Source organism: Rhodoferax ferrireducens (assembly GCF_031458075.1).
Lineage (GTDB): Bacteria > Pseudomonadota > Gammaproteobacteria > Burkholderiales > Burkholderiaceae_C > Rhodoferax_B > Rhodoferax_B ferrireducens_A.
The window spans coordinates 426,013-442,618 of the sequence record NZ_JAVDXT010000001.1 but is presented as its reverse complement, the minus strand read 5'-3'; the positions used below and the strand labels follow the sequence as shown (position 1 = coordinate 442,618).

Below are 16,606 nucleotides of genomic sequence, written 5' to 3'. Positions count from 1 at the left end.
GCTGCAGCCGCAGGCTGAACGCACCAAGAGCGATCACACAAATGAATCCTGACTAGCTGCACACGCATACACCTCCCGGCTCGCAGAGGCCACCAGCGGCCCCAGACTTACAGCCAATGTACTGGCGGCCTGTGCCGTGGGGTAGATAGCAAAAATGCTAGTTTTCCGCTTGGATGAAGCGGGCGGTCACCGTGGATTGGCACCTGAATTGCATGGGCAGCAGTACTCTTGCTCCGCCCATTTAAGAACTGTTGTCCATGATGTGTTTTGGAAGATCGCCATGAGTATCAGAATCACCCATAGCCCCGCCACACAGGCCCATACGCTGCGCCAGTCATTCGCTGAGCTGTACCAGCAGACGTCCCGGCTGGGGTATGACGCGATGATTTACGACTTCACTCCTGTGCCGTTCTCGATGGAGGGCGACTTGATCACCCCCTCCTTGCTGCACATGAACAATGTGCCTACCGACATGCTGTCTCTGTGGAGCGAGCACGGGTATTACCAGGCCGACCCGGTGCAGACCTATGCACTCAAAACCTGCGCCCCCTTCGTCTGGTCGTACCAGCGACCGGAGGAATCCGCGTTGCGCGTGGTGCTCACCGAGCGGCACCAGCCCGTGCTCGACTACATGCGCGACAACCAGATGCCCTGCGGAGCCACGGTGCCCCTGCATTTGCCCGGTGGAGGCTTTGGCACCATCACCGGCATCACGATTGGCACGCAACAGGAGAGTGCCCTGGCCGAGACTCTGGCCGAGCTGAGCTTTATTGCGCACTCCTTCCAGGAGTCGGTCTTCCCCTTGTTCGACAGCGAGATGCTGACCTGCCAGCATGTGCGCCTGAGCAAGCGGGAGCGTGAATGCCTTGCCTGGTCGGCAGAAGGCTTAACCGCCAAAGAAATCGCCCGCAAGCTATGCCGCTCCGTGGCGACCGTGAGCCTGCACCTGAATACCGCCACCCGCAAGCTGGGTGCCAGCAACCGGGTACAGGCCGTGGTGCGGGCCATGCACTACCGCCTGCTCGAACACTGAAAATCTATCAAATTTGCTAGCTAGCCCCATGGTCTGCGCTGTTTTATCTTGCTGCTATCCATACGCACAGGAAAAAACATGTACTCCATCAGTGAAGGCTATGCCGCGTTTCAAAACTACCAGACCTGGTACCGCATCTGCGGCGATCTGCGCAGTGGCCTGACACCTTTGGTCGTAGCCCACGGCGGCCCGGGTTGCACCCACGACTATGTGGACGCTTTTCGGGATATCGCCGAGACCGGCCGCGCAGTCATCCACTACGACCAACTGGGCAATGGGCGCTCCACCCACCTGCCGCGCAAGCCGGCCGATTTTTGGCAAGTGTCCTTGTTTCTGGACGAGCTCAACAACCTACTGCAACACCTGGGCATTGCCGACAACTACGCACTCCTCGGCCAGTCCTGGGGTGGCATGCTGGCCGCAGAGCATGCGGTGCTGCGCCCCACCGGCCTGAAGGCCGCCGTGATTGCCAATTCTCCTGCGTCCATGGCCCTGTGGCTGCAGGCTGCGGCCCGCCTGCGCGCAGCATTGCCACCCGACGTACAGAATAGTTTGCTGGAACACGAAGCCGCAGGCACTTTGACCAGCGAAGCCTACCGCGCGGCCAGCCAGGTGTTTTACCAGCGCCACGTATGCCGCCTGGTTCCCTGGCCCGCAGAAGTCCAGCGTACCTTTGACGCCATGGATGCCGACCCCACGGTCTACCACGCCATGAACGGCCCCACGGAGTTCCATGTCATCGGCTCCATGAAGGACTGGAACATCATTGACCGGCTACACGCAATTGCCGTGCCGACCCTGCTCATTTCTGGCCGCTACGACGAGGCGGCCCCCGAAGTCGTGCAACCCTTCGCCGACCATATTCCGGAGAATGAATGGGTCATCTTCGAATCCTCCAGCCATATGCCGCATGTAGAGGAGCGAACGGCATGCATGAAGACTGTGACCAACTTCCTGGCGCGCCACTGTTAAGACTACGGCTCAGCCCAGCAGCTTGCGGTACTGCACAAAGCCGCTCTTGTCGGCGATCCGGTCGTACAGCTGCATGGCCTGCTGATTGCTCTCATGGGTCAGCCACCAGACGCGGGATGCATGGTCATGCTCGGCGCTCGCATACACATGCTCGATCAACGCACGCCCCACGCCCTTGCCGCGCAGGCCGGGCTGGGTAAACAGGTCTTGCAGATACACGTAGTCGCCCGCTGTCCAGCAGCTGCGGTGAAAGATGTAGTGCACCATGCCGACCAGCACGCCGTCGATCTCGGCTACTGCGCAATGCATGGGCTGGCTGGCGTCCAGAAAGCGCGCCCATGTCAGTTCGGTCACTGCATCGGCAATCTCCGCCTTGTAGAAAACCTGGTAGCCCTTCCACAGGGGCAGCCATTGCGCGTAATCGGCCGGCTCGGCCATTCGGATGTTCATGCGGGTACTCCAGATTAGATAGGCCAAGCCTACGCCCAAGCTGGCACCATGGGTAGATCCAGAGTTGGCATGAAAGATGGAGCCACGCACTGCCTACATTCACACCGCACGCCGGCGCAGCAGCCACGGCCACAGGCGCAAGCCCAGCGCCGCCAGCAAAATCAGCACAGGCACTGCATAAGCCCCCGACTGCGGCAGCCGTTTGCCGAAAGTCACCATGAAACTCACCCATAAAAAATACATGCCGCCCAGATGCAGCCAGCGCCAGGCGCGCGGCCCCAGCCAGGCGGCGCTGCGGTCGAACGAGGTGGCGGCCATCGCCACGATGAAGGCGTAGCCGATAGTCCCCGGCACCGGGTTGCTCTGCACCAGATGGATCTGGAAGGCCAGCGGGTCGAGCAGCGCAAAACCAGCAATCGCGCACGCATGGATGGCATGCGACACCGCCATCGCCAGCCCCAGCTGCCGGCGCTGGCTACACAGCCACTGCGACCAGGCGCCCGGCCACAGCCGCGCCTGGGCCGACGCGGTAAACGCCAAGACGAACAACAGCAGCGAGCTGCGCGCCGTGGCACGGATCAACTGGCGCATGCCGGACGCATCGGGCATCAAAACCAGAATCAGCGCCGCCATGGCCAGCAGCGCCAACGACAGGCCGGCCAGCAGGCCCCAGCGCGGCCCTTGGGTTCGGTATGCGCTAGCAGAAAGTCCCACCAGCGGGGAAAGAGGTTGGGTCATCACAGTCCTTTGTGCCCGGCACAGTGCCGAGCTGGGCCGCAGACTAAGGGCTTTGCCGCGTGCAGTCGAACCGCGTTACAAGCTGCTCACATTGCAGTGCTAGTGAATACTGGCTTCTGGCCATATGATGAAAAACGCTCACACATTGGAAGCCACCATGCCCACGCCCCGCGCCTACCACCACGGCAACCTGCGACAGACCCTGCTGAATGCGGCCGTGCAGCTGGCCGAAGAGGTGGGGGCCGAGCACCTCAGCCTGCGCGAACTGGCCCGCCGTGTCGGCGTGGCGCCCAGCGCGCCGTACCGGCATTTCGCCTCGCGCAAGGCCTTGTTGACCGCGGTGGCCGAAGAAGCCACCGAGCGCTTGCGCATCGGTATGGTCACCGGCGCGGCCGCCCACCGGCAGCAGGGCCTGGAGCAGCTGCAGGCGCTGGGCGAAGCCTATCTGGACTGGGCTGAGCAGCACCCCATGCACTTCCGCGTGGTGTCGGCGCGCGACCAGATCGACTACGCCGCAGCCAGCGGCATGGCGCAGCGCAACCAGGAACTGCGCGACCTGACGCTGCAGGCCCTGGAACTGGCCCAGCAGCAAGGCGCCGCCCAGCGCTGCGACCCGCAAACCCTGGCCGTGCTGGCCCGCGCCACCGTCTACGGCCTGGCGCGCATGCAGACCGACGGCCATTTCGCGCAATGGGGCTTGGACCCGGCGACCGGCTGGCAGAGCGCGCGGGAGCTGCTGGGGGTGTTTGTAGGCTTACTAAGGCCAGCGACGCAAAAAGGCTGAACCGCCCAACCCGGAGGCCTACACCCCCGCCACGATCCAGCGCGCCGCCTTCTCCGCAATCATCAGCGTGGGGCTATTGGTATTGCCGCTGGTGATGCTGGGCATCACGCTGGCGTCGACCACGCGCAGGCCACGCACGCCGTGCACCCGCAGGTGGCTGTCGACAACGGCATAGGGGTCGCTGGCGCGGCCCATCTGGGCGGTGCCTACGGGGTGGAAGATGGTGGTGCCGATGTCGCCGGCCAGCCGGGCCAGTTGTTCGTCGGTCTGGTACTGCACGCCGGGCTTGAATTCCTCGGGCTGGTAGCGGGCCATCGCGGGCTGGGCAGCGATGCGGCGGGTGAGGCGCAGCGAGTCGGCGGCGATCTGCCGGTCCTCAATAGTAGCCAGGTAATTGGGCGCGATGCGCGGTGCGTCCTCGAAGCGCGGGCTCCGGATCTGCACGCTGCCGCGGCTGCTGGGGTTCAGGTTGCAGACGCTGGCGGTGATCGCCGGAAAGGCGTGCAAGGGCTGGCCAAACGCCTCCAGGCTCAGCGGCTGCACGTGGTACTGCAGATTGGCATGGGCGCGCGACGCATCGCTGCGGGTGAAGATGCCCAACTGCGACGGCGCCATGCTCATGGGGCCGCTGCGGTGCAAGGCGTACTCCAGCGCAATCTGCGCCTTGCCCCACAGCGACGACGCCAAGGTGTTCAGGGTGCGCACGCCCTGCACCTGGTACACCGAGCGGATCTGCAAATGGTCTTGCAGGTTGCCGCCCACGCCCGGCAGGTGGGCCAGCACCGGCACGCCCTGCGCCTGTAGCAGGCCAGCGTCGCCCAGGCCGGACAGCTGCAGTAGCTGCGGCGATCCCACGGCGCCGGCGCTCAACACCGCCTCGCGGCGCACGCCCACAGTACGGCGCACGCCATGCTGCACCAGCTCGACTCCGTTGCATACGGGCGCGCCATCTGCGCCGGTGCTGAACAGCAGGCGGCACACCTGGGCGCCGGTCCACACCGTCAGGTTCTGGCGCTGCTTGCGTATGGGGCGCAAAAAGGCTTTGGACGCGTTCCAGCGCCAGCCCTTGCGCTGGTTCACCTCAAAGTAGCTGACCCCATGGTTGTCGCCGCCATTGAAGTCCGCCACCGCCGGAATACCCGCCTGCTGCGCGGCCAGCGCGAAAGCATCGAGCACATCCCAACGCAGGCGCTGCTTCTCCACGCGCCATTCGCCGCCGCTGCCATGCAGTGCGGCAAAAGCCTCGTTGTCTCCCTGCTGCACAGCATCCAGCCGGTAGTGGTCCTCATGGGCGCGGAAGTCGCTCAGGCAGCTGTCCCAGTTCCAGACATCGTCGCCGGTCACGCTGGCCCAATGCGCGTAATCGCGGGCCTGGCCGCGCATGTAGATCATGCCGTTGATGCTGGAGCAGCCGCCCAGCGTCTTGCCGCGCGGGTACAGCAGCGCGCGGCCGTTCAGCCCCGGCGCCGGGTCGGTGCGGTAGCGCCAGTCGGTGCGCGGGTTGTCGATGCAGTACAGATAGCCCACGGGGATGTGGATCCACGGATAGTTGTCCGGCCCACCGGCTTCCAGCAGCAATACGCTGCGGCTCGCGTCCGCACTGAGCCGGTTGGCCAGCAGACAGCCAGCTGTGCCGGCGCCTATGACTACGTAATCGAAAACCGTATCGCCCATGTGCTCGACCTGCCTCCAAATTGAACCCCAACGCCCGTCCCCGCAAGAGGCTCGCGCCTGGCGAAAACCGTTCGACTCAGCCTGGGCAGCCAGCCCGCGCCGCCTCTATGGCTGCGATGTCGATCTTCCGCATCGTCATCATCGCGTCAAACACGCGCTTGGCCACTGCAGGATCGGGATCGGATATTCCCTCTATGAGAACACGCGGGGTGATCTGCCACGACAGGCCCCACCGGTCCTTGCACCAGCCGCACTCGCTTTCCTGGCCGCCGTTGCTGACGATGGCGTTCCACAGGCGGTCGGTCTCCGCCTGGTCTTCGGTAGAGATCTGGAACGAGAACGCCTCGCTGTGCTTGAACTGCGGGCCGCCGTTGAGCCCGATGCAGGGGATGCCGACCACGGTGAACTCGACCGTGAGCACATCGCCTTGCTTGCCGTCGGGGTAGTCGCCCGGCGCACGAAAAACCTTGCCCACCGCGCTATCGGGAAAGGTTTCAGCATAGAACTGGGCGGCATCGGCGGCGGTGCCGTCGTACCACAGGCACAAGGTGTTTTTAGGGACCATGGTGTTGCTCCTGGATGTAAGACTCCCATTTAAGCCGATACCGACGGTGGATAGCAACCGTGGCACGGCCGAGCCGCTCAGGGCAAGGCCGATGTAGGCTTGGCGGCCCCCTGGATCCAGTCCCGAAACGCCCGTACCAGTGGCGCCTCGGCCCGCGACTCGGGGTAGACCAGGTAGTAGGCGTCGCTGCTGTCCAGCGCCTGCGCAAACAGCTGTACCAGCGCGCCCGATGCGATCTCGGCCTCGACCAGAAAGCGCGGCAGCAGCGCAGCCCCCAGGCCCGATACCGCCGCCTGGGCAATCATGGCGAACTGCTCGTAGCGCGGGCCGCGCAGGGCGTGCACGCCGTCGGCGCCTACCTGATCGAACCAGTCGGCCCATTGGGTCGGGCGGGTGGTTTGCTGCAGCAAGACCACGGTGGACAAATCCTGCACCTGGTTCACGCCGTGCTGGCGCTGGTAGGCGGGGCTGCAGACGGGCACGACCTGCTCGTGCATCAGGTATTCACACACCGCGCCGGCCCACAGCGGTGCCCCGAAATGGATGGCGGCGTCCAGCGGCTCCTGGGCAAAATCAAAGGGCTCGCTGCGGGCGGCGATGTTGACGGTGACATCCGGGTGGTGCGCCGCAAAGTCGCCCAGCCGGGGGATCAGCCAGCGGGTGCCGAAGGTGGGCAGCACAGCCAGGTTCAGCAGGCCACCGCCGTCGGAATAGGCCATGGCCTTCTGCGTGGCGCCAGCCAACTGCTGCAGCACGGCGCGCACGTCGGCCGCGTAGACCCGGCCCGCGTCGGTGAGCACCACGCGCTGGCGCACCCGGTGGAACAAGGCCATGCCCAGCTGCAGCTCCAGCTGGCGGATCTGGCGCGACACCGCGCTCTGCGTCAGGTGCAGCTCTTCGGCGGCGCGCGAGATGCTGGTGTGGCGGGCGGCGGCCTCGAAGGCCAGCAAATCCGCCACCGGCGGCAGAAAGGTTTTACGAAACATGGTTATGCCTCTGGGGAATGAAGCACGGCTGATGCTTTCAATTAATTTCAGGCTCTTGCGCAGATTTCTCCTGCGCAAGCAGCTAGCATCTTTGCAAGCACTTAATTCCATTTTCGCATCAAGTCCTTCGAATTTGTCGCTATGCAAGCGGGCGGTATTGGAGGATATTGGGGCCACTTTTCCATACCCGTCCATCGCACCATGTCCGAAGCCATTACCTCCCTCCCTTCTGAAGTCGACCAGCTGCTGCAACGCCTGGGTGTGCCGCGCGCCGCCTATACCGGTGGCACCCTGGCCGTGCGCTCGCCGATCTCGGGCGAAACGATTGCCAACCTGTCGCAGACCTCACCCGCCGAAGTTACGGCCGCCATCGCCCGTGCCCACACCGCCTACCAGGCCTGGCGCAACGTGCCCGCGCCGCGCCGCGGCGAGTTGGTGCGCCTGCTGGGCGAAGAGCTGCGCGCCGCCAAGGCCGACCTGGGCCTGCTGGTGACGCTGGAAGTCGGCAAGGTGCCCAGCGAAGGCGCGGGCGAAGTGCAGGAGATGATCGACATCTGCGACTTCGCCGTCGGCCTGTCGCGCCAGCTCTACGGCCTGACGATTGCCACCGAGCGCGCCGAGCACCGCATGATGGAAACCTGGCATCCCATGGGCGTGGTGGGCGTGATCTCGGCCTTCAACTTCCCGGTCGCCGTGTGGTGCTGGAACGCCGCACTGGCCCTGGTCTGCGGCAATGCCGTGGTGTGGAAGCCGTCGGAGAAAACCCCGCTCACCGCCCTCGCCACCGTGGCGATTGCCCAACGCGCACTGGCCCGCTTCGGCGATGCGCCCGCAGGCCTGCTGGAGCTGCTGGTCGGCCAGCGCGACATCGGCGAAGTGCTGGTCGACGACGAGCATGTCAAAGTGCTGTCGGCCACCGGCTCCACCGCCATGGGCAAGGCCGTGGCGCCGCGCCTGGCCGGCCGCTTTGCGCGCGCGATCCTGGAGCTGGGTGGCAACAACGCCGCCATCGTCACCCCGTCGGCCGACCTGGACCTGGCGCTGCGCGGCATCGCCTTTGCCGCCATGGGCACGGCCGGCCAGCGCTGCACCACACTGCGCCGCTTGTTCGTGCACGACAGCGTCTACGACACCCTGGTGCCGCAGCTGGCCAAGGTCTACGCCAAGGTACAGGTGGGCGACCCGCGCACGGCAGGCACCCTGGTCGGCCCGCTGATCGACCGCGCCGCTTTTGACGGCATGCAAAAAGCCCTGGCAGAAAGCCGCGCCCAGGGCGCCACAGTGCACGGAGGTGCGCGGGTGGAAGACATTGCCGGCGGCGCGGCCTACTACGTGCGCCCGGCCCTGGTCGAGTTGCAGGACCACGCCGGCCCGGTGCTGCGCGAAACCTTTGCGCCCATCCTGTACGTCGTACGCTACCAGTCGCTGGACCAGGCGATCGACTGGCACAACGCCGTGGGCGCCGGCCTGTCCTCGTCCATCTTCACGCTGAATATGCGCGAGGCCGAGCGCTTCATGGCCAGCAATGGCTCGGACTGCGGCATTGCCAACGTCAACATCGGCCCGAGTGGTGCTGAAATCGGCGGCGCCTTTGGCGGCGAGAAGGAAACCGGCGGCGGCCGCGAATCGGGCTCGGACAGCTGGAAGGCCTATATGCGCCGCGCCACCAACACCATCAACTACTCGACGGCACTGCCGCTGGCGCAGGGCGTGAAGTTCGACATTTAGCGCGCAGTTCAACCAGCATGGCTCCCAAGCCCATCGTGGTCATCGGCGGCGGCGTGATCGGCAGCGCCATCGCGTACTTCCTCACGCTGCAGCAACCGGGCTGCCCGGTGGTGGTGTTGGAACGCGACCCGACGTATGCGCAAGCGTCGTCGGCGCTGTCGGCCAGCTCCATACGCCAGCAGTTCTCCACCGACATCAACATCCGCATCTCGGCCTACGGCATCGACTTTTTGCGCCAGGTGGGCACACTGCTGGCCTGCCATGGCGACACGCCGGACATCGGCCTGCACGAAGGCGGCTACCTGTACCTGGCCAGCGCCGCGGGCGAGGCCACGCTGCGCGAAAACCACGCACTGCAAATGCAGCATGGCGCCGACATCGCGTTGCTCAGCACCGCACAGCTGCAAGATCGCTTTCCGTGGCTGGCGCTGCACGACGTCGTGCTCGGCTCGCTGGGCCTGTCGGGCGAGGGCTGGTTTGACGGCTACCTGCTGCTCACCGCGCTGCGCAAAAAGGCGCAAAGCCAGGGCGTGCGCTACATCGCCGACGAGGCCGTTGGGCTGGATATGGCCCGCAGCGACGGCGTGCAGCATGTGTCTGCCGTGCGGCTGAAAAGTGGCGGTACGCTGCCCTGCCGCTTTGCCGTGAATGCGGGTGGCCCCTGGGCAGCGGCCATTGCCGGCTGGGCGGGCATTGCGCTGCCCGTGGTGGGCAAGCGCCGCACGGTGTTCAACCTGTCCAGCCCGGCCCCATTGCCGCACTGCCCGCTGCTGATTGACACCAGCGGCATCTGGTTGCGCCCCGAAGGCAAGGGCTTCATCGCCGGCTTTGCGCCGCCCGCCGACCAGGACGCCGACTTCGCGCCGCTGGAGCCCGAGTACCACGCCTTTGAAGACCACGTGTGGCCCACGCTGGCCGAACGCATACCGGGCTTTGAAGCGCTGCGCCTGCAAAGCGCCTGGGCCGGCTACTACGAGATGAACACCTTCGACCACAACGCCATCGTCGGCCTGCACCCCCGCTGCGACAACCTGGTGTTCGCCAACGGCTTTTCCGGCCACGGCCTGCAGCAGTGCCCGGCCGTGGGCCGGGGCATGGCCGAGCTGATGCTCACCGGCCGCTACAAGAGCCTGGACCTGTCACCCATTTCCATCCAGCGCATCGTCGACCAGCGCCCGCTGCTGGAAAAGAACGTAATCTAAGCGCTGCTGCACCTCTTACCTACCCTCTTGCCCTGTACTGCCATGACCACACCCCACAGCCGCACCGGCGGCCAAATCCTTGTTGACCAACTGCTGGTCCACGGCGTACAGCAGCTGTTCTGCGTGCCCGGCGAAAGCTTTCTGGCCGTGCTGGATGCGTTGCACGACGCGTCGATCGCGGTGTCCGTGTGTCGCCAGGAAGGCGGCGCGGCCATGATGGCCGAGGCCCAGGGCAAGCTCACGGGCAAGCCCGGCATCTGCTTTGTGACGCGCGGCCCGGGCGCGACCAATGCCGCAGCCGGCGTGCACATCGCGCACCAGGACTCGACGCCGATGCTGCTGTTCGTCGGCCAGGTGGCACGTGAAGCACTGGGGCGCGAGGCTTTTCAAGAGCTCGACTACGGCGCGGTGTTTGGCAGCATGGCCAAGTGGGTGGTGCAGATCGACGACCCCAAGCGCCTGCCCGAGCTGGTGTCGCGCGCCTTCCACGTCGCCACCTCGGGCCGGCCTGGCCCGGTGGTGATCGCGCTGCCCGAAGACATGCTGACCGAAGCGGCGACGGTGGCCGACGCCCTGCCCTATGCGGTCACCGAAACCTACCCTGGCCCCAGCCAACTGGTAGAGCTGCAGCAGCGGCTGGCAGTGGCACAGCGCCCGGTCGCCATCCTGGGTGGCAGCCGCTGGAATGACGCTGCCGTGCAGCAGTTCACAACCTTCGCTGAAGCATTCTCGCTGCCGGTATTCTGTTCGTTCCGCCGCCAGATGCTGTTTGACCACAGCCACCGCTGCTACGCCGGCGACCTGGGCCTGGGCGCAAACCCGCGCCTGCTGGAGCGCATACGCCAGTCGGATCTGGTGCTGCTGGTCGGCGGCCGCTTGTCCGAAGTGCCGTCGCAAGGCTACGAACTGCTGGGCATTCCCACGCCGCAGCAAGCCCTGGTGCATGTGCATGCCGACGCCGATGAGCTGGGCAAGCTGTACCGCGCCACCCAATCCATCCACGCCACGCCGCAGGCCTTTGCCGAGGCTGTCGGCGGGCTGCGTCCCGCATCGCCACCAGCCTGGCTGGCCGAAACCGAAATCGCCCATGCGGACTACCTGCGCTGGAGCGACCCCGCGCCCATCCGCATCCCCGGCCCACTGCAAATGGGCGAGGTCATGCAGCACCTGCGCGCCGTGCTGCCGGCCGACACCATCTTCTGCAACGGCGCAGGCAACTTCGCCACCTGGGTGCACCGCTTCTGGCCGTTCACCACCTATGCGAGCCAGCTGGCACCCACCAGCGGCTCCATGGGCTACGGTCTGCCGGCCGGCGTAGGCGCCAAGCGCCTGTGGCCGCAACGCGAGGTGGTGGTGTTTGCCGGCGACGGCGATTTCATGATGCACGGCCAGGAGTTCGCCACCGCCGTCCAATACGGCCTGCCCATCCTGGTGGTGCTGCTGGACAACGCCATGTTTGGGACCATCCGCATGCACCAGGAGCGCCACTACCCGGGCCGCGTCAGCGCCACCCTGCTGAAGAACCCCGACTTCTGCGCCTATGCCCAGGTATTTGGCGGCCATGGCGAAAAGGTCAGCACCACCGAAGAGTTCGGCCCGGCCCTGGCCCGCGCCCGGGCCAGCGGCAAGCCGGCGATACTGCACTGCCTGCTGGACCCGGAGGCCATCACGCCGAGCAGCACGCTGCAAAGCATACGTACCGCGGCCATCGCCGCCCGATGATGCACACATAAAAAAAAGCCACCTGTTGAGGTGGCCTTTTTGCATCAGGCTGCGGCGCTTAACGTTCAATCGTCTTGTTCCAGCGCGCATTCCAGGCCGGGCGGTTGGCGTTGACACTGTCCCAGTCCAGGGTCACGGCGTTCTTCATCCACTTGGTGATATCGGCCACCTGGGTCGCACCCTCGCCCACGGCAGGTGCCTTGGGGTTGGTCGGGATCTGCGCGCCGAACTGCAGCACATTCGCCTGTGCCAGAGGGCTCAGCAGGAACTCGGCCAGCTTCTGCGACAGCTCGGGTTCGCTGTTGTTGGCGATCACGCACTGGCCGACCATCAGCACCACCGAGCCTTCCTTGGGCTGGGCGTATTCCACCGGAATACCCTTGACCTTCAGCGCAGCTACGGCAGTGGGGGTCAGCGGGAAGATCGCCGCCTCGCCGGTCTGCACCATTTCCGACAGCTTGGCCGAACTGGGGATGTACTCCAGCACGTTCGGGCCGATCATGGTTGGCCAGGCCTTGAAGCCGGGTTCGACGTTCTTGTCGTTGCCGCCCTGGATGCGGTTGAACATCAAGAAGCCGTGCAGACCGAAAGACGAAGAAGATACCGACTGGAATACCACCTTTCCCTTGAACTTGGGGTCGGCCAGGTCCATCCACGAGGTGGGTGCGGCCCAGCCCTTTTCCTTGAACATCTTGGCGTTGTAGGCCAGGCCGGTCATGCCCAGGCTGACGCCGCTGGCCATGTCGTCCTTGAAGTGGGCGGCCGGGTAGATCTCGGCCAGCGAGGGATTGGGCCGCTGCTTCTGGCACAGGCCCATGCCGATGGCGCGCACCATGATGCCGTCGTCTAGGAACATCACATGCATCTGTGGCTTGTCCTTGTTGGCCTGGGCCTTGGCCAGGATGTCGGACGAAGTGCCCGGCACCACCACCACCTTGACGTTGTGCAGCTTCTCGAACGCCGGGAACACGTACTGCGTATACGCCTTCTCCATAGTGCCGCCGTTCATGCCTATGTACAACGTCTTGGTCTGGGCACTGGCGAGGCCGCTGCCGAGCAGCGCGGTGGCGACCGCAGCGGCGATCAGCCCCCGGCGCAAAATGCGTGAATGGAATGCATGGGACATGGTGAAATCCTTTCAATGGGTGGTGGGGGCAGGAAGAAAACGGTCAATGGAAAAAGCGTCTATCGGCGTGCTGCTGCGGCCATCGCGGGCCAGTTCGGCCAGCACCTCGCCCACCGCCGGACCGATCTGGAAACCGGCGCCGGCAAAGCCGAAGCCGTGTACCAATCCGGGCGTGGTCCGGCTCAGGCCCAGCACCGGTTGGCGATCCGGCAAATAGCCTTCGGTACCGCTCCAGGTGCGGATGAAATGCGCATGGCGCAGCGCGGGCAACAGCTCGACGGCCTGCACCGACAAGGCGGCGATGGCTGCGCGTTCGGAGCGGGCCCGGTCGGCGTCCAGCGCCACACCGGCACCGCCGCCCAGCACCAGGTTGCCGCGCGCGACCTGGCGGCAGTAGATGCCGCCGCCCTCCACGCCCAGGCTCCAGTCCATGAAGAAAGGCAAGGGCTCGGTCACCGCCATCGCCGGATGGCCGGACTGCAGGGGCACGGGCTCGCCAAACTGGGCCGCCAGCTTGCCGGCCCAGGCCCCCGCGCAGTTCAATAGCACCGGGGCGGTGACTTCCAAAGCCTGGCCCGAGCGCAGCATGAAGTGCTGGCCATCGTGCAACACCTCGTCCACCGAGCTGCGTTCAAAAATCTGCGCACCGGCACGCCGGGCGGCCTGGGCAAAGGCCGGCGACACCAGGCGCGGATTGGCTTGGCCGTCTTCGGCACACAGCGATCCGCCCACGGCCTTGCCGCCCAGCCACGGACAGTGGGCGCGCAGGCGCGGGCCGGTCAGCAGCTCGATGCCCAGGTCGAAGTCGCGGCTCAGAGCGCGGTAGTTCTCCAGCGCAGCCAGGTCGACCTCGCTGCGCGCAATCTTGAAGTGGCCGCTGCGCTGGTATTCGCCGTCGGTGCCGATCAGATTCGGCAAGTTGGCCCAGATGCGGTGCGCGCGCTGGGCCAGCGGCAACTGGCTGACCGGCCGGCCCTGGCGCCGCACGCCGCCGTAGTTGACTCCGCTGGAGCGCGAGCCGCACAGGTCGCGCTCCAGCAGCGCCACCTGCAAGCCCATGCGCCGCAAGGCCAGCGCCGCAGACGCGCCGACGATGCCGCCGCCCATGATGGCCACATCGGCCTGGATGCGCTGGGCCGTCATGCCTGCACCTCCACCGAGGCGTGCACCAGGTGGATGGGAATCGGCTTGATCGGTGCCTGGCCGCGCAGGCGGCCCACCTGCTCCACCGGCTTGCCCGTGGCATGGGCCAGGATTTCGGCCGCGGCCACGCCGCAGCTGCGGCCCTGGCAACGGCCCATGCCGACGCGCGACAAGGCCTTAAGGCGGTTCATTTCATCGGCACCGGTGGCTTGCACGGTACGGCGCAATTCGCCGGCAGTGATGTGCTCGCAGCGGCAGACCACCAGCTCGTCGGGCGCCTGGGCGGCCCAGCCGACGGGGAACGGAAACGCCCGCTCCAGGCCGGTACGGAATGTCTGTAAACGCTGGAGCTTGTGCTCCAGCAACCCGGCGCGGGCGGTATCCACGGCCACGCCGTGGTCGGCGAGCAAGGCCAGCGCTGCGCGCTCGCCCGCCCATTCGGCCGCCTCCGCGCCCATGATGCCCGCGCCGTCGCCCGCCAGGTACACGCCGGCGACGCTGGAGCGGCCCGCCGCATCGCGCTCGGGCAAATGGGCGCGCTGCTGTGGCGCAAAGGCGAAACGGCAGCCCAGCAGATCGACCAGCTGGGTCTCGGACCGCAGGGCGTAGCCGAAGCCGATGGCGTCGCAGTCCAGCGAGTGCTCTTGCCGGCCGTCATGCCAGACCACGGCCCGCACCCGGCCATCGCCGAGCACGCGCAGGGGGCGCACGCCGCTGTGCAATGCCACGCCGTGGGCGCGCAGCCAGGCCACAAAATACAAGCCCTTGGCCAGCACCGCCGGCTGGGTCAGCATGGCGGGCAGCGCGGCCAGCTGGTCGCTGAAGCAGGCCGTGTCCAGCACCGCCGCCACCTCTACGCCGGCCTTCGCATACTGGTAGGCCACCAGGTACAGCAAGGGGCCGGTGCCCATGAAGACCACGCGCTGGCCAATCGCACAGCCCTGGTACTTGAGCGCCACCTGGGCACCGCCCAGGGCGTAGACGCCGGGCAGGGTCCAGCCGGGAATCGGCAGCACACGGTCGGTCGCACCGGTGGCCACGACCAGTTGCTGGTAGGGCAGGCTTTGGGTGGTCTGGGTAGGGCCGTGCAGCACATCCAGCAGGCCGCCCTGGGCGTTCCAGACCAGGCTGTCGGGGCGGTAGTCGATCTGACTTTGCAAACTGTCGAACGCGCTGTGCACGGCCTGGGCACGTGCGGCTTCAAAGCCGTACAGGGTCTGCGCCGTGCGCTGGAAGTGCGCGGGTGGCCGGCGGTAAATCTGGCCGCCGGCGCGCGGGGCTTCGTCCAGCACCACCGGGCGCACGCCATGCGCTACCAGGGTCTGGGCTGCCCGCACACCGGCCGGACCGGCGCCGACGACCACGGGCTGTAACTGGCTTTTCGTCATGCCGATACTCCACCAGTGCACAAATCCATGCCCGCGGTAACGAAGGTCGAGCAGGCCCGGAAGCGCTCGCCATTCGCCGCCTGGACCCAGCAGTCCTGGCAGGCGCCCATCATGCAAAAGCCGGCACGCGGCTCAAAGCTGAATTCGTTACGGCGCAGCTGGCCACAGTGGGTCAGCACCGCAGTCAACACCGTATCGCCCTCCAGCGCGCTGGCGGCTTGTCCATCCAAGGTAAAGGGCACAGCGGCACGGTCAGATTCCGCGACGCGGTGCAACAGGGGTTGCCATGCGCTCATGTTCAGCGTCCCACCAACACACGGTCCAGGCCGTAGACCCGGTCCAACACAATCATTGCGCAGGCCGTGACGGCCACCATCAAGGCCGAGACTGCCGCCATCAGCGGGTCAATCGATTCGGTGGCATACATGTACATGCGCACCGGCAGAGTCACGGTGCTGGGCGAGGTCACGAAGATCGACATGGTCACTTCATCGAAGCTGTTGATAAAAGCCAGCAGCCAGCCCCCCGTCACGCCCGGCAAAATCATCGGCAAGGTGATGCGGCCAAACACCTGGGCCTGGCTCGCACCCAGCGACAGCGCGGCCTGCTCGGCGCTGCGGTCAAAGCCCACCAGCGCGGCCACCACCAGGCGCAAGGTATAGGGCGTGACGATCAACGCGTGGGCGAACACTAGCCAGCCAAAGCTGCCGCCCCCTCCGACCAGCGCAAACAGGCGCAGCAGGGCCACGCCCAGCACCAGGTGCGGAATGATCAGCGGCGACAGAAACAGGCCGTTCAGAAAGCCGCGCCCCGGAAAGTTGTAGCGGGTAATCGCCATGCCCGCAGGCACCGCCAACAGTGTGGCCAGCGTCGCCGATGCCAGGGCCAGCCACAGGCTGTTCCAGAACGACTGCATGAAATCCGGATGGGCAAACACTGCGCGGAACCAACGCAGCGAGAACTCGGTGGTCGGCAGGCTGAGCGTGTTCTCGGGCGTGAACGCCACCACGCAGACCACCAACAGAGGGGCCAGCATGAAGAGGATGACCAGGGCATTGAACGCCAGAGCGAGAGGGCCGTTTTTACGCATCGTGT

Annotated in this window: 16 protein-coding genes; 6 read left to right on the top strand and 10 right to left on the bottom strand. The window is 66.0% G+C overall.

Annotation, left to right across the window (positions count from 1 at the left end):
• Positions 1 to 280 precede the first annotated feature (280 nt).
• Positions 281 to 1,033 (top strand): helix-turn-helix transcriptional regulator, encoded by a 753-nt coding sequence (locus tag J2X19_RS02155; RefSeq protein ID WP_116606035.1) that lies wholly within the window; start codon positions 281 to 283, stop codon positions 1,031 to 1,033.
• A gap of 78 nt (positions 1,034 to 1,111) precedes the next feature.
• Positions 1,112 to 2,005, top strand: coding sequence for a proline iminopeptidase-family hydrolase (locus J2X19_RS02150; RefSeq protein ID WP_310370210.1), 894 nt, complete (start codon positions 1,112 to 1,114; stop codon positions 2,003 to 2,005).
• Positions 2,006 to 2,014: 9 nt separating this feature from the next.
• Here the strand turns inward: J2X19_RS02150 and J2X19_RS02145 are convergent, their stop codons facing one another.
• The gene (locus J2X19_RS02145) at positions 2,015 to 2,455 is read right to left on the bottom strand and encodes a GNAT family N-acetyltransferase (RefSeq protein WP_310370208.1); all 441 of its coding nucleotides are present in this window, start codon (positions 2,453 to 2,455) and stop codon (positions 2,015 to 2,017) included.
• A gap of 99 nt (positions 2,456 to 2,554) precedes the next feature.
• The gene (locus tag J2X19_RS02140) at positions 2,555 to 3,193 is read right to left on the bottom strand and encodes a hypothetical protein (RefSeq protein WP_310370206.1); all 639 of its coding nucleotides are present in this window, start codon (positions 3,191 to 3,193) and stop codon (positions 2,555 to 2,557) included.
• A gap of 157 nt (positions 3,194 to 3,350) precedes the next feature.
• Between J2X19_RS02140 and J2X19_RS02135 the strand changes: the two genes are divergently transcribed.
• The gene (locus J2X19_RS02135; protein ID WP_310370204.1) at positions 3,351 to 3,977 is read left to right on the top strand and encodes a TetR/AcrR family transcriptional regulator; all 627 of its coding nucleotides are present in this window, start codon (positions 3,351 to 3,353) and stop codon (positions 3,975 to 3,977) included.
• Between the two features lie 18 nt (positions 3,978 to 3,995).
• Here J2X19_RS02135 and J2X19_RS02130 read toward each other — a convergent pair whose 3' ends face one another.
• From J2X19_RS02130 to J2X19_RS02120, 3 genes are all read right to left on the bottom strand, one after another.
• Positions 3,996 to 5,651 (bottom strand): GMC family oxidoreductase, encoded by a 1,656-nt coding sequence (locus J2X19_RS02130; protein WP_310370203.1) that lies wholly within the window; start codon positions 5,649 to 5,651, stop codon positions 3,996 to 3,998.
• A gap of 76 nt (positions 5,652 to 5,727) precedes the next feature.
• Positions 5,728 to 6,216 (bottom strand): VOC family protein, encoded by a 489-nt coding sequence (locus J2X19_RS02125; RefSeq protein ID WP_310370201.1) that lies wholly within the window; start codon positions 6,214 to 6,216, stop codon positions 5,728 to 5,730.
• A 77-nt stretch (positions 6,217 to 6,293) separates the two neighbouring features.
• Positions 6,294 to 7,202 carry a LysR family transcriptional regulator gene (locus J2X19_RS02120; protein ID WP_116606028.1) on the bottom strand — a complete coding sequence of 303 codons (909 nt, stop codon included), beginning with the start codon at positions 7,200 to 7,202 and terminating at the stop codon, positions 6,294 to 6,296.
• Positions 7,203 to 7,403: 201 nt separating this feature from the next.
• Between J2X19_RS02120 and amaB the strand changes: the two genes are divergently transcribed.
• From amaB to J2X19_RS02105, 3 genes are read left to right on the top strand one after another with little or no spacing between them, the layout of a single operon-like run.
• Positions 7,404 to 8,930, top strand: coding sequence for an L-piperidine-6-carboxylate dehydrogenase (gene amaB / locus J2X19_RS02115; protein ID WP_310370198.1), 1,527 nt, complete (start codon positions 7,404 to 7,406; stop codon positions 8,928 to 8,930).
• 17 nt (positions 8,931 to 8,947) lie between these two features.
• The gene (locus tag J2X19_RS02110; RefSeq protein WP_310370196.1) at positions 8,948 to 10,132 is read left to right on the top strand and encodes an NAD(P)/FAD-dependent oxidoreductase; all 1,185 of its coding nucleotides are present in this window, start codon (positions 8,948 to 8,950) and stop codon (positions 10,130 to 10,132) included.
• A 42-nt stretch (positions 10,133 to 10,174) separates the two neighbouring features.
• Positions 10,175 to 11,854, top strand: coding sequence for a thiamine pyrophosphate-binding protein (locus J2X19_RS02105; protein WP_310370194.1), 1,680 nt, complete (start codon positions 10,175 to 10,177; stop codon positions 11,852 to 11,854).
• Positions 11,855 to 11,912: 58 nt separating this feature from the next.
• Here J2X19_RS02105 and J2X19_RS02100 read toward each other — a convergent pair whose 3' ends face one another.
• The 5 genes from J2X19_RS02100 to J2X19_RS02080 are packed head-to-tail and all read right to left on the bottom strand — an operon-like array spanning position 11,913 to position 16,601.
• Positions 11,913 to 12,980 (bottom strand): ABC transporter substrate-binding protein, encoded by a 1,068-nt coding sequence (locus J2X19_RS02100; protein ID WP_310370192.1) that lies wholly within the window; start codon positions 12,978 to 12,980, stop codon positions 11,913 to 11,915.
• Between the two features lie 12 nt (positions 12,981 to 12,992).
• On the bottom strand, positions 12,993 to 14,123 hold the full coding sequence (locus tag J2X19_RS02095) for an NAD(P)/FAD-dependent oxidoreductase (protein WP_310370191.1): 1,131 nt from the start codon (positions 14,121 to 14,123) through the stop codon (positions 12,993 to 12,995).
• Positions 14,120 to 15,511 carry an FAD/NAD(P)-dependent oxidoreductase gene (locus J2X19_RS02090; protein ID WP_310370189.1) on the bottom strand — a complete coding sequence of 464 codons (1,392 nt, stop codon included), beginning with the start codon at positions 15,509 to 15,511 and terminating at the stop codon, positions 14,120 to 14,122. Before J2X19_RS02090 ends, J2X19_RS02095 begins: the two co-directional genes overlap by 4 nt.
• On the bottom strand, positions 15,508 to 15,807 hold the full coding sequence (locus J2X19_RS02085; RefSeq protein WP_310370187.1) for a (2Fe-2S)-binding protein: 300 nt from the start codon (positions 15,805 to 15,807) through the stop codon (positions 15,508 to 15,510). The genes J2X19_RS02090 and J2X19_RS02085 overlap by 4 nt, the downstream gene beginning before the upstream one ends.
• 2 nt (positions 15,808 to 15,809) lie before the next feature.
• A complete protein-coding gene (locus J2X19_RS02080) occupies positions 15,810 to 16,601 on the bottom strand; it encodes an ABC transporter permease (RefSeq protein ID WP_092757996.1) in 792 nt (263 codons plus the stop codon).
• Positions 16,602 to 16,606 lie beyond the last annotated feature (5 nt).

Excerpts from the sequence above, each read along its gene's own strand:
- J2X19_RS02100 (WP_310370192.1), bottom strand. The coding sequence starts at position 12,980 with ATGTCCCATGCATTCCATTCACGCATTTTGCGCCGGGGGCTGATCGCC.
- J2X19_RS02155 (WP_116606035.1), top strand. The coding sequence starts at position 281 with ATGAGTATCAGAATCACCCATAGCCCCGCCACACAGGCCCATACGCTG.
- J2X19_RS02130 (WP_310370203.1), bottom strand. The coding sequence starts at position 5,651 with ATGGGCGATACGGTTTTCGATTACGTAGTCATAGGCGCCGGCACAGCT.
- J2X19_RS02095 (WP_310370191.1), bottom strand. The coding sequence starts at position 14,123 with ATGACGGCCCAGCGCATCCAGGCCGATGTGGCCATCATGGGCGGCGGC.
- amaB (WP_310370198.1), top strand. The coding sequence starts at position 7,404 with ATGTCCGAAGCCATTACCTCCCTCCCTTCTGAAGTCGACCAGCTGCTG.
- J2X19_RS02140 (WP_310370206.1), bottom strand. The coding sequence starts at position 3,193 with ATGACCCAACCTCTTTCCCCGCTGGTGGGACTTTCTGCTAGCGCATAC.
- J2X19_RS02105 (WP_310370194.1), top strand. The coding sequence starts at position 10,175 with ATGACCACACCCCACAGCCGCACCGGCGGCCAAATCCTTGTTGACCAA.
- J2X19_RS02080 (WP_092757996.1), bottom strand. The coding sequence starts at position 16,601 with ATGCGTAAAAACGGCCCTCTCGCTCTGGCGTTCAATGCCCTGGTCATC.
- J2X19_RS02150 (WP_310370210.1), top strand. The coding sequence starts at position 1,112 with ATGTACTCCATCAGTGAAGGCTATGCCGCGTTTCAAAACTACCAGACC.
- J2X19_RS02085 (WP_310370187.1), bottom strand. The coding sequence starts at position 15,807 with ATGAGCGCATGGCAACCCCTGTTGCACCGCGTCGCGGAATCTGACCGT.
- J2X19_RS02120 (WP_116606028.1), bottom strand. The coding sequence starts at position 7,202 with ATGTTTCGTAAAACCTTTCTGCCGCCGGTGGCGGATTTGCTGGCCTTC.
- J2X19_RS02135 (WP_310370204.1), top strand. The coding sequence starts at position 3,351 with ATGCCCACGCCCCGCGCCTACCACCACGGCAACCTGCGACAGACCCTG.
- J2X19_RS02145 (WP_310370208.1), bottom strand. The coding sequence starts at position 2,455 with ATGAACATCCGAATGGCCGAGCCGGCCGATTACGCGCAATGGCTGCCC.
- J2X19_RS02125 (WP_310370201.1), bottom strand. The coding sequence starts at position 6,216 with ATGGTCCCTAAAAACACCTTGTGCCTGTGGTACGACGGCACCGCCGCC.
- J2X19_RS02110 (WP_310370196.1), top strand. The coding sequence starts at position 8,948 with ATGGCTCCCAAGCCCATCGTGGTCATCGGCGGCGGCGTGATCGGCAGC.
- J2X19_RS02090 (WP_310370189.1), bottom strand. The coding sequence starts at position 15,511 with ATGACGAAAAGCCAGTTACAGCCCGTGGTCGTCGGCGCCGGTCCGGCC.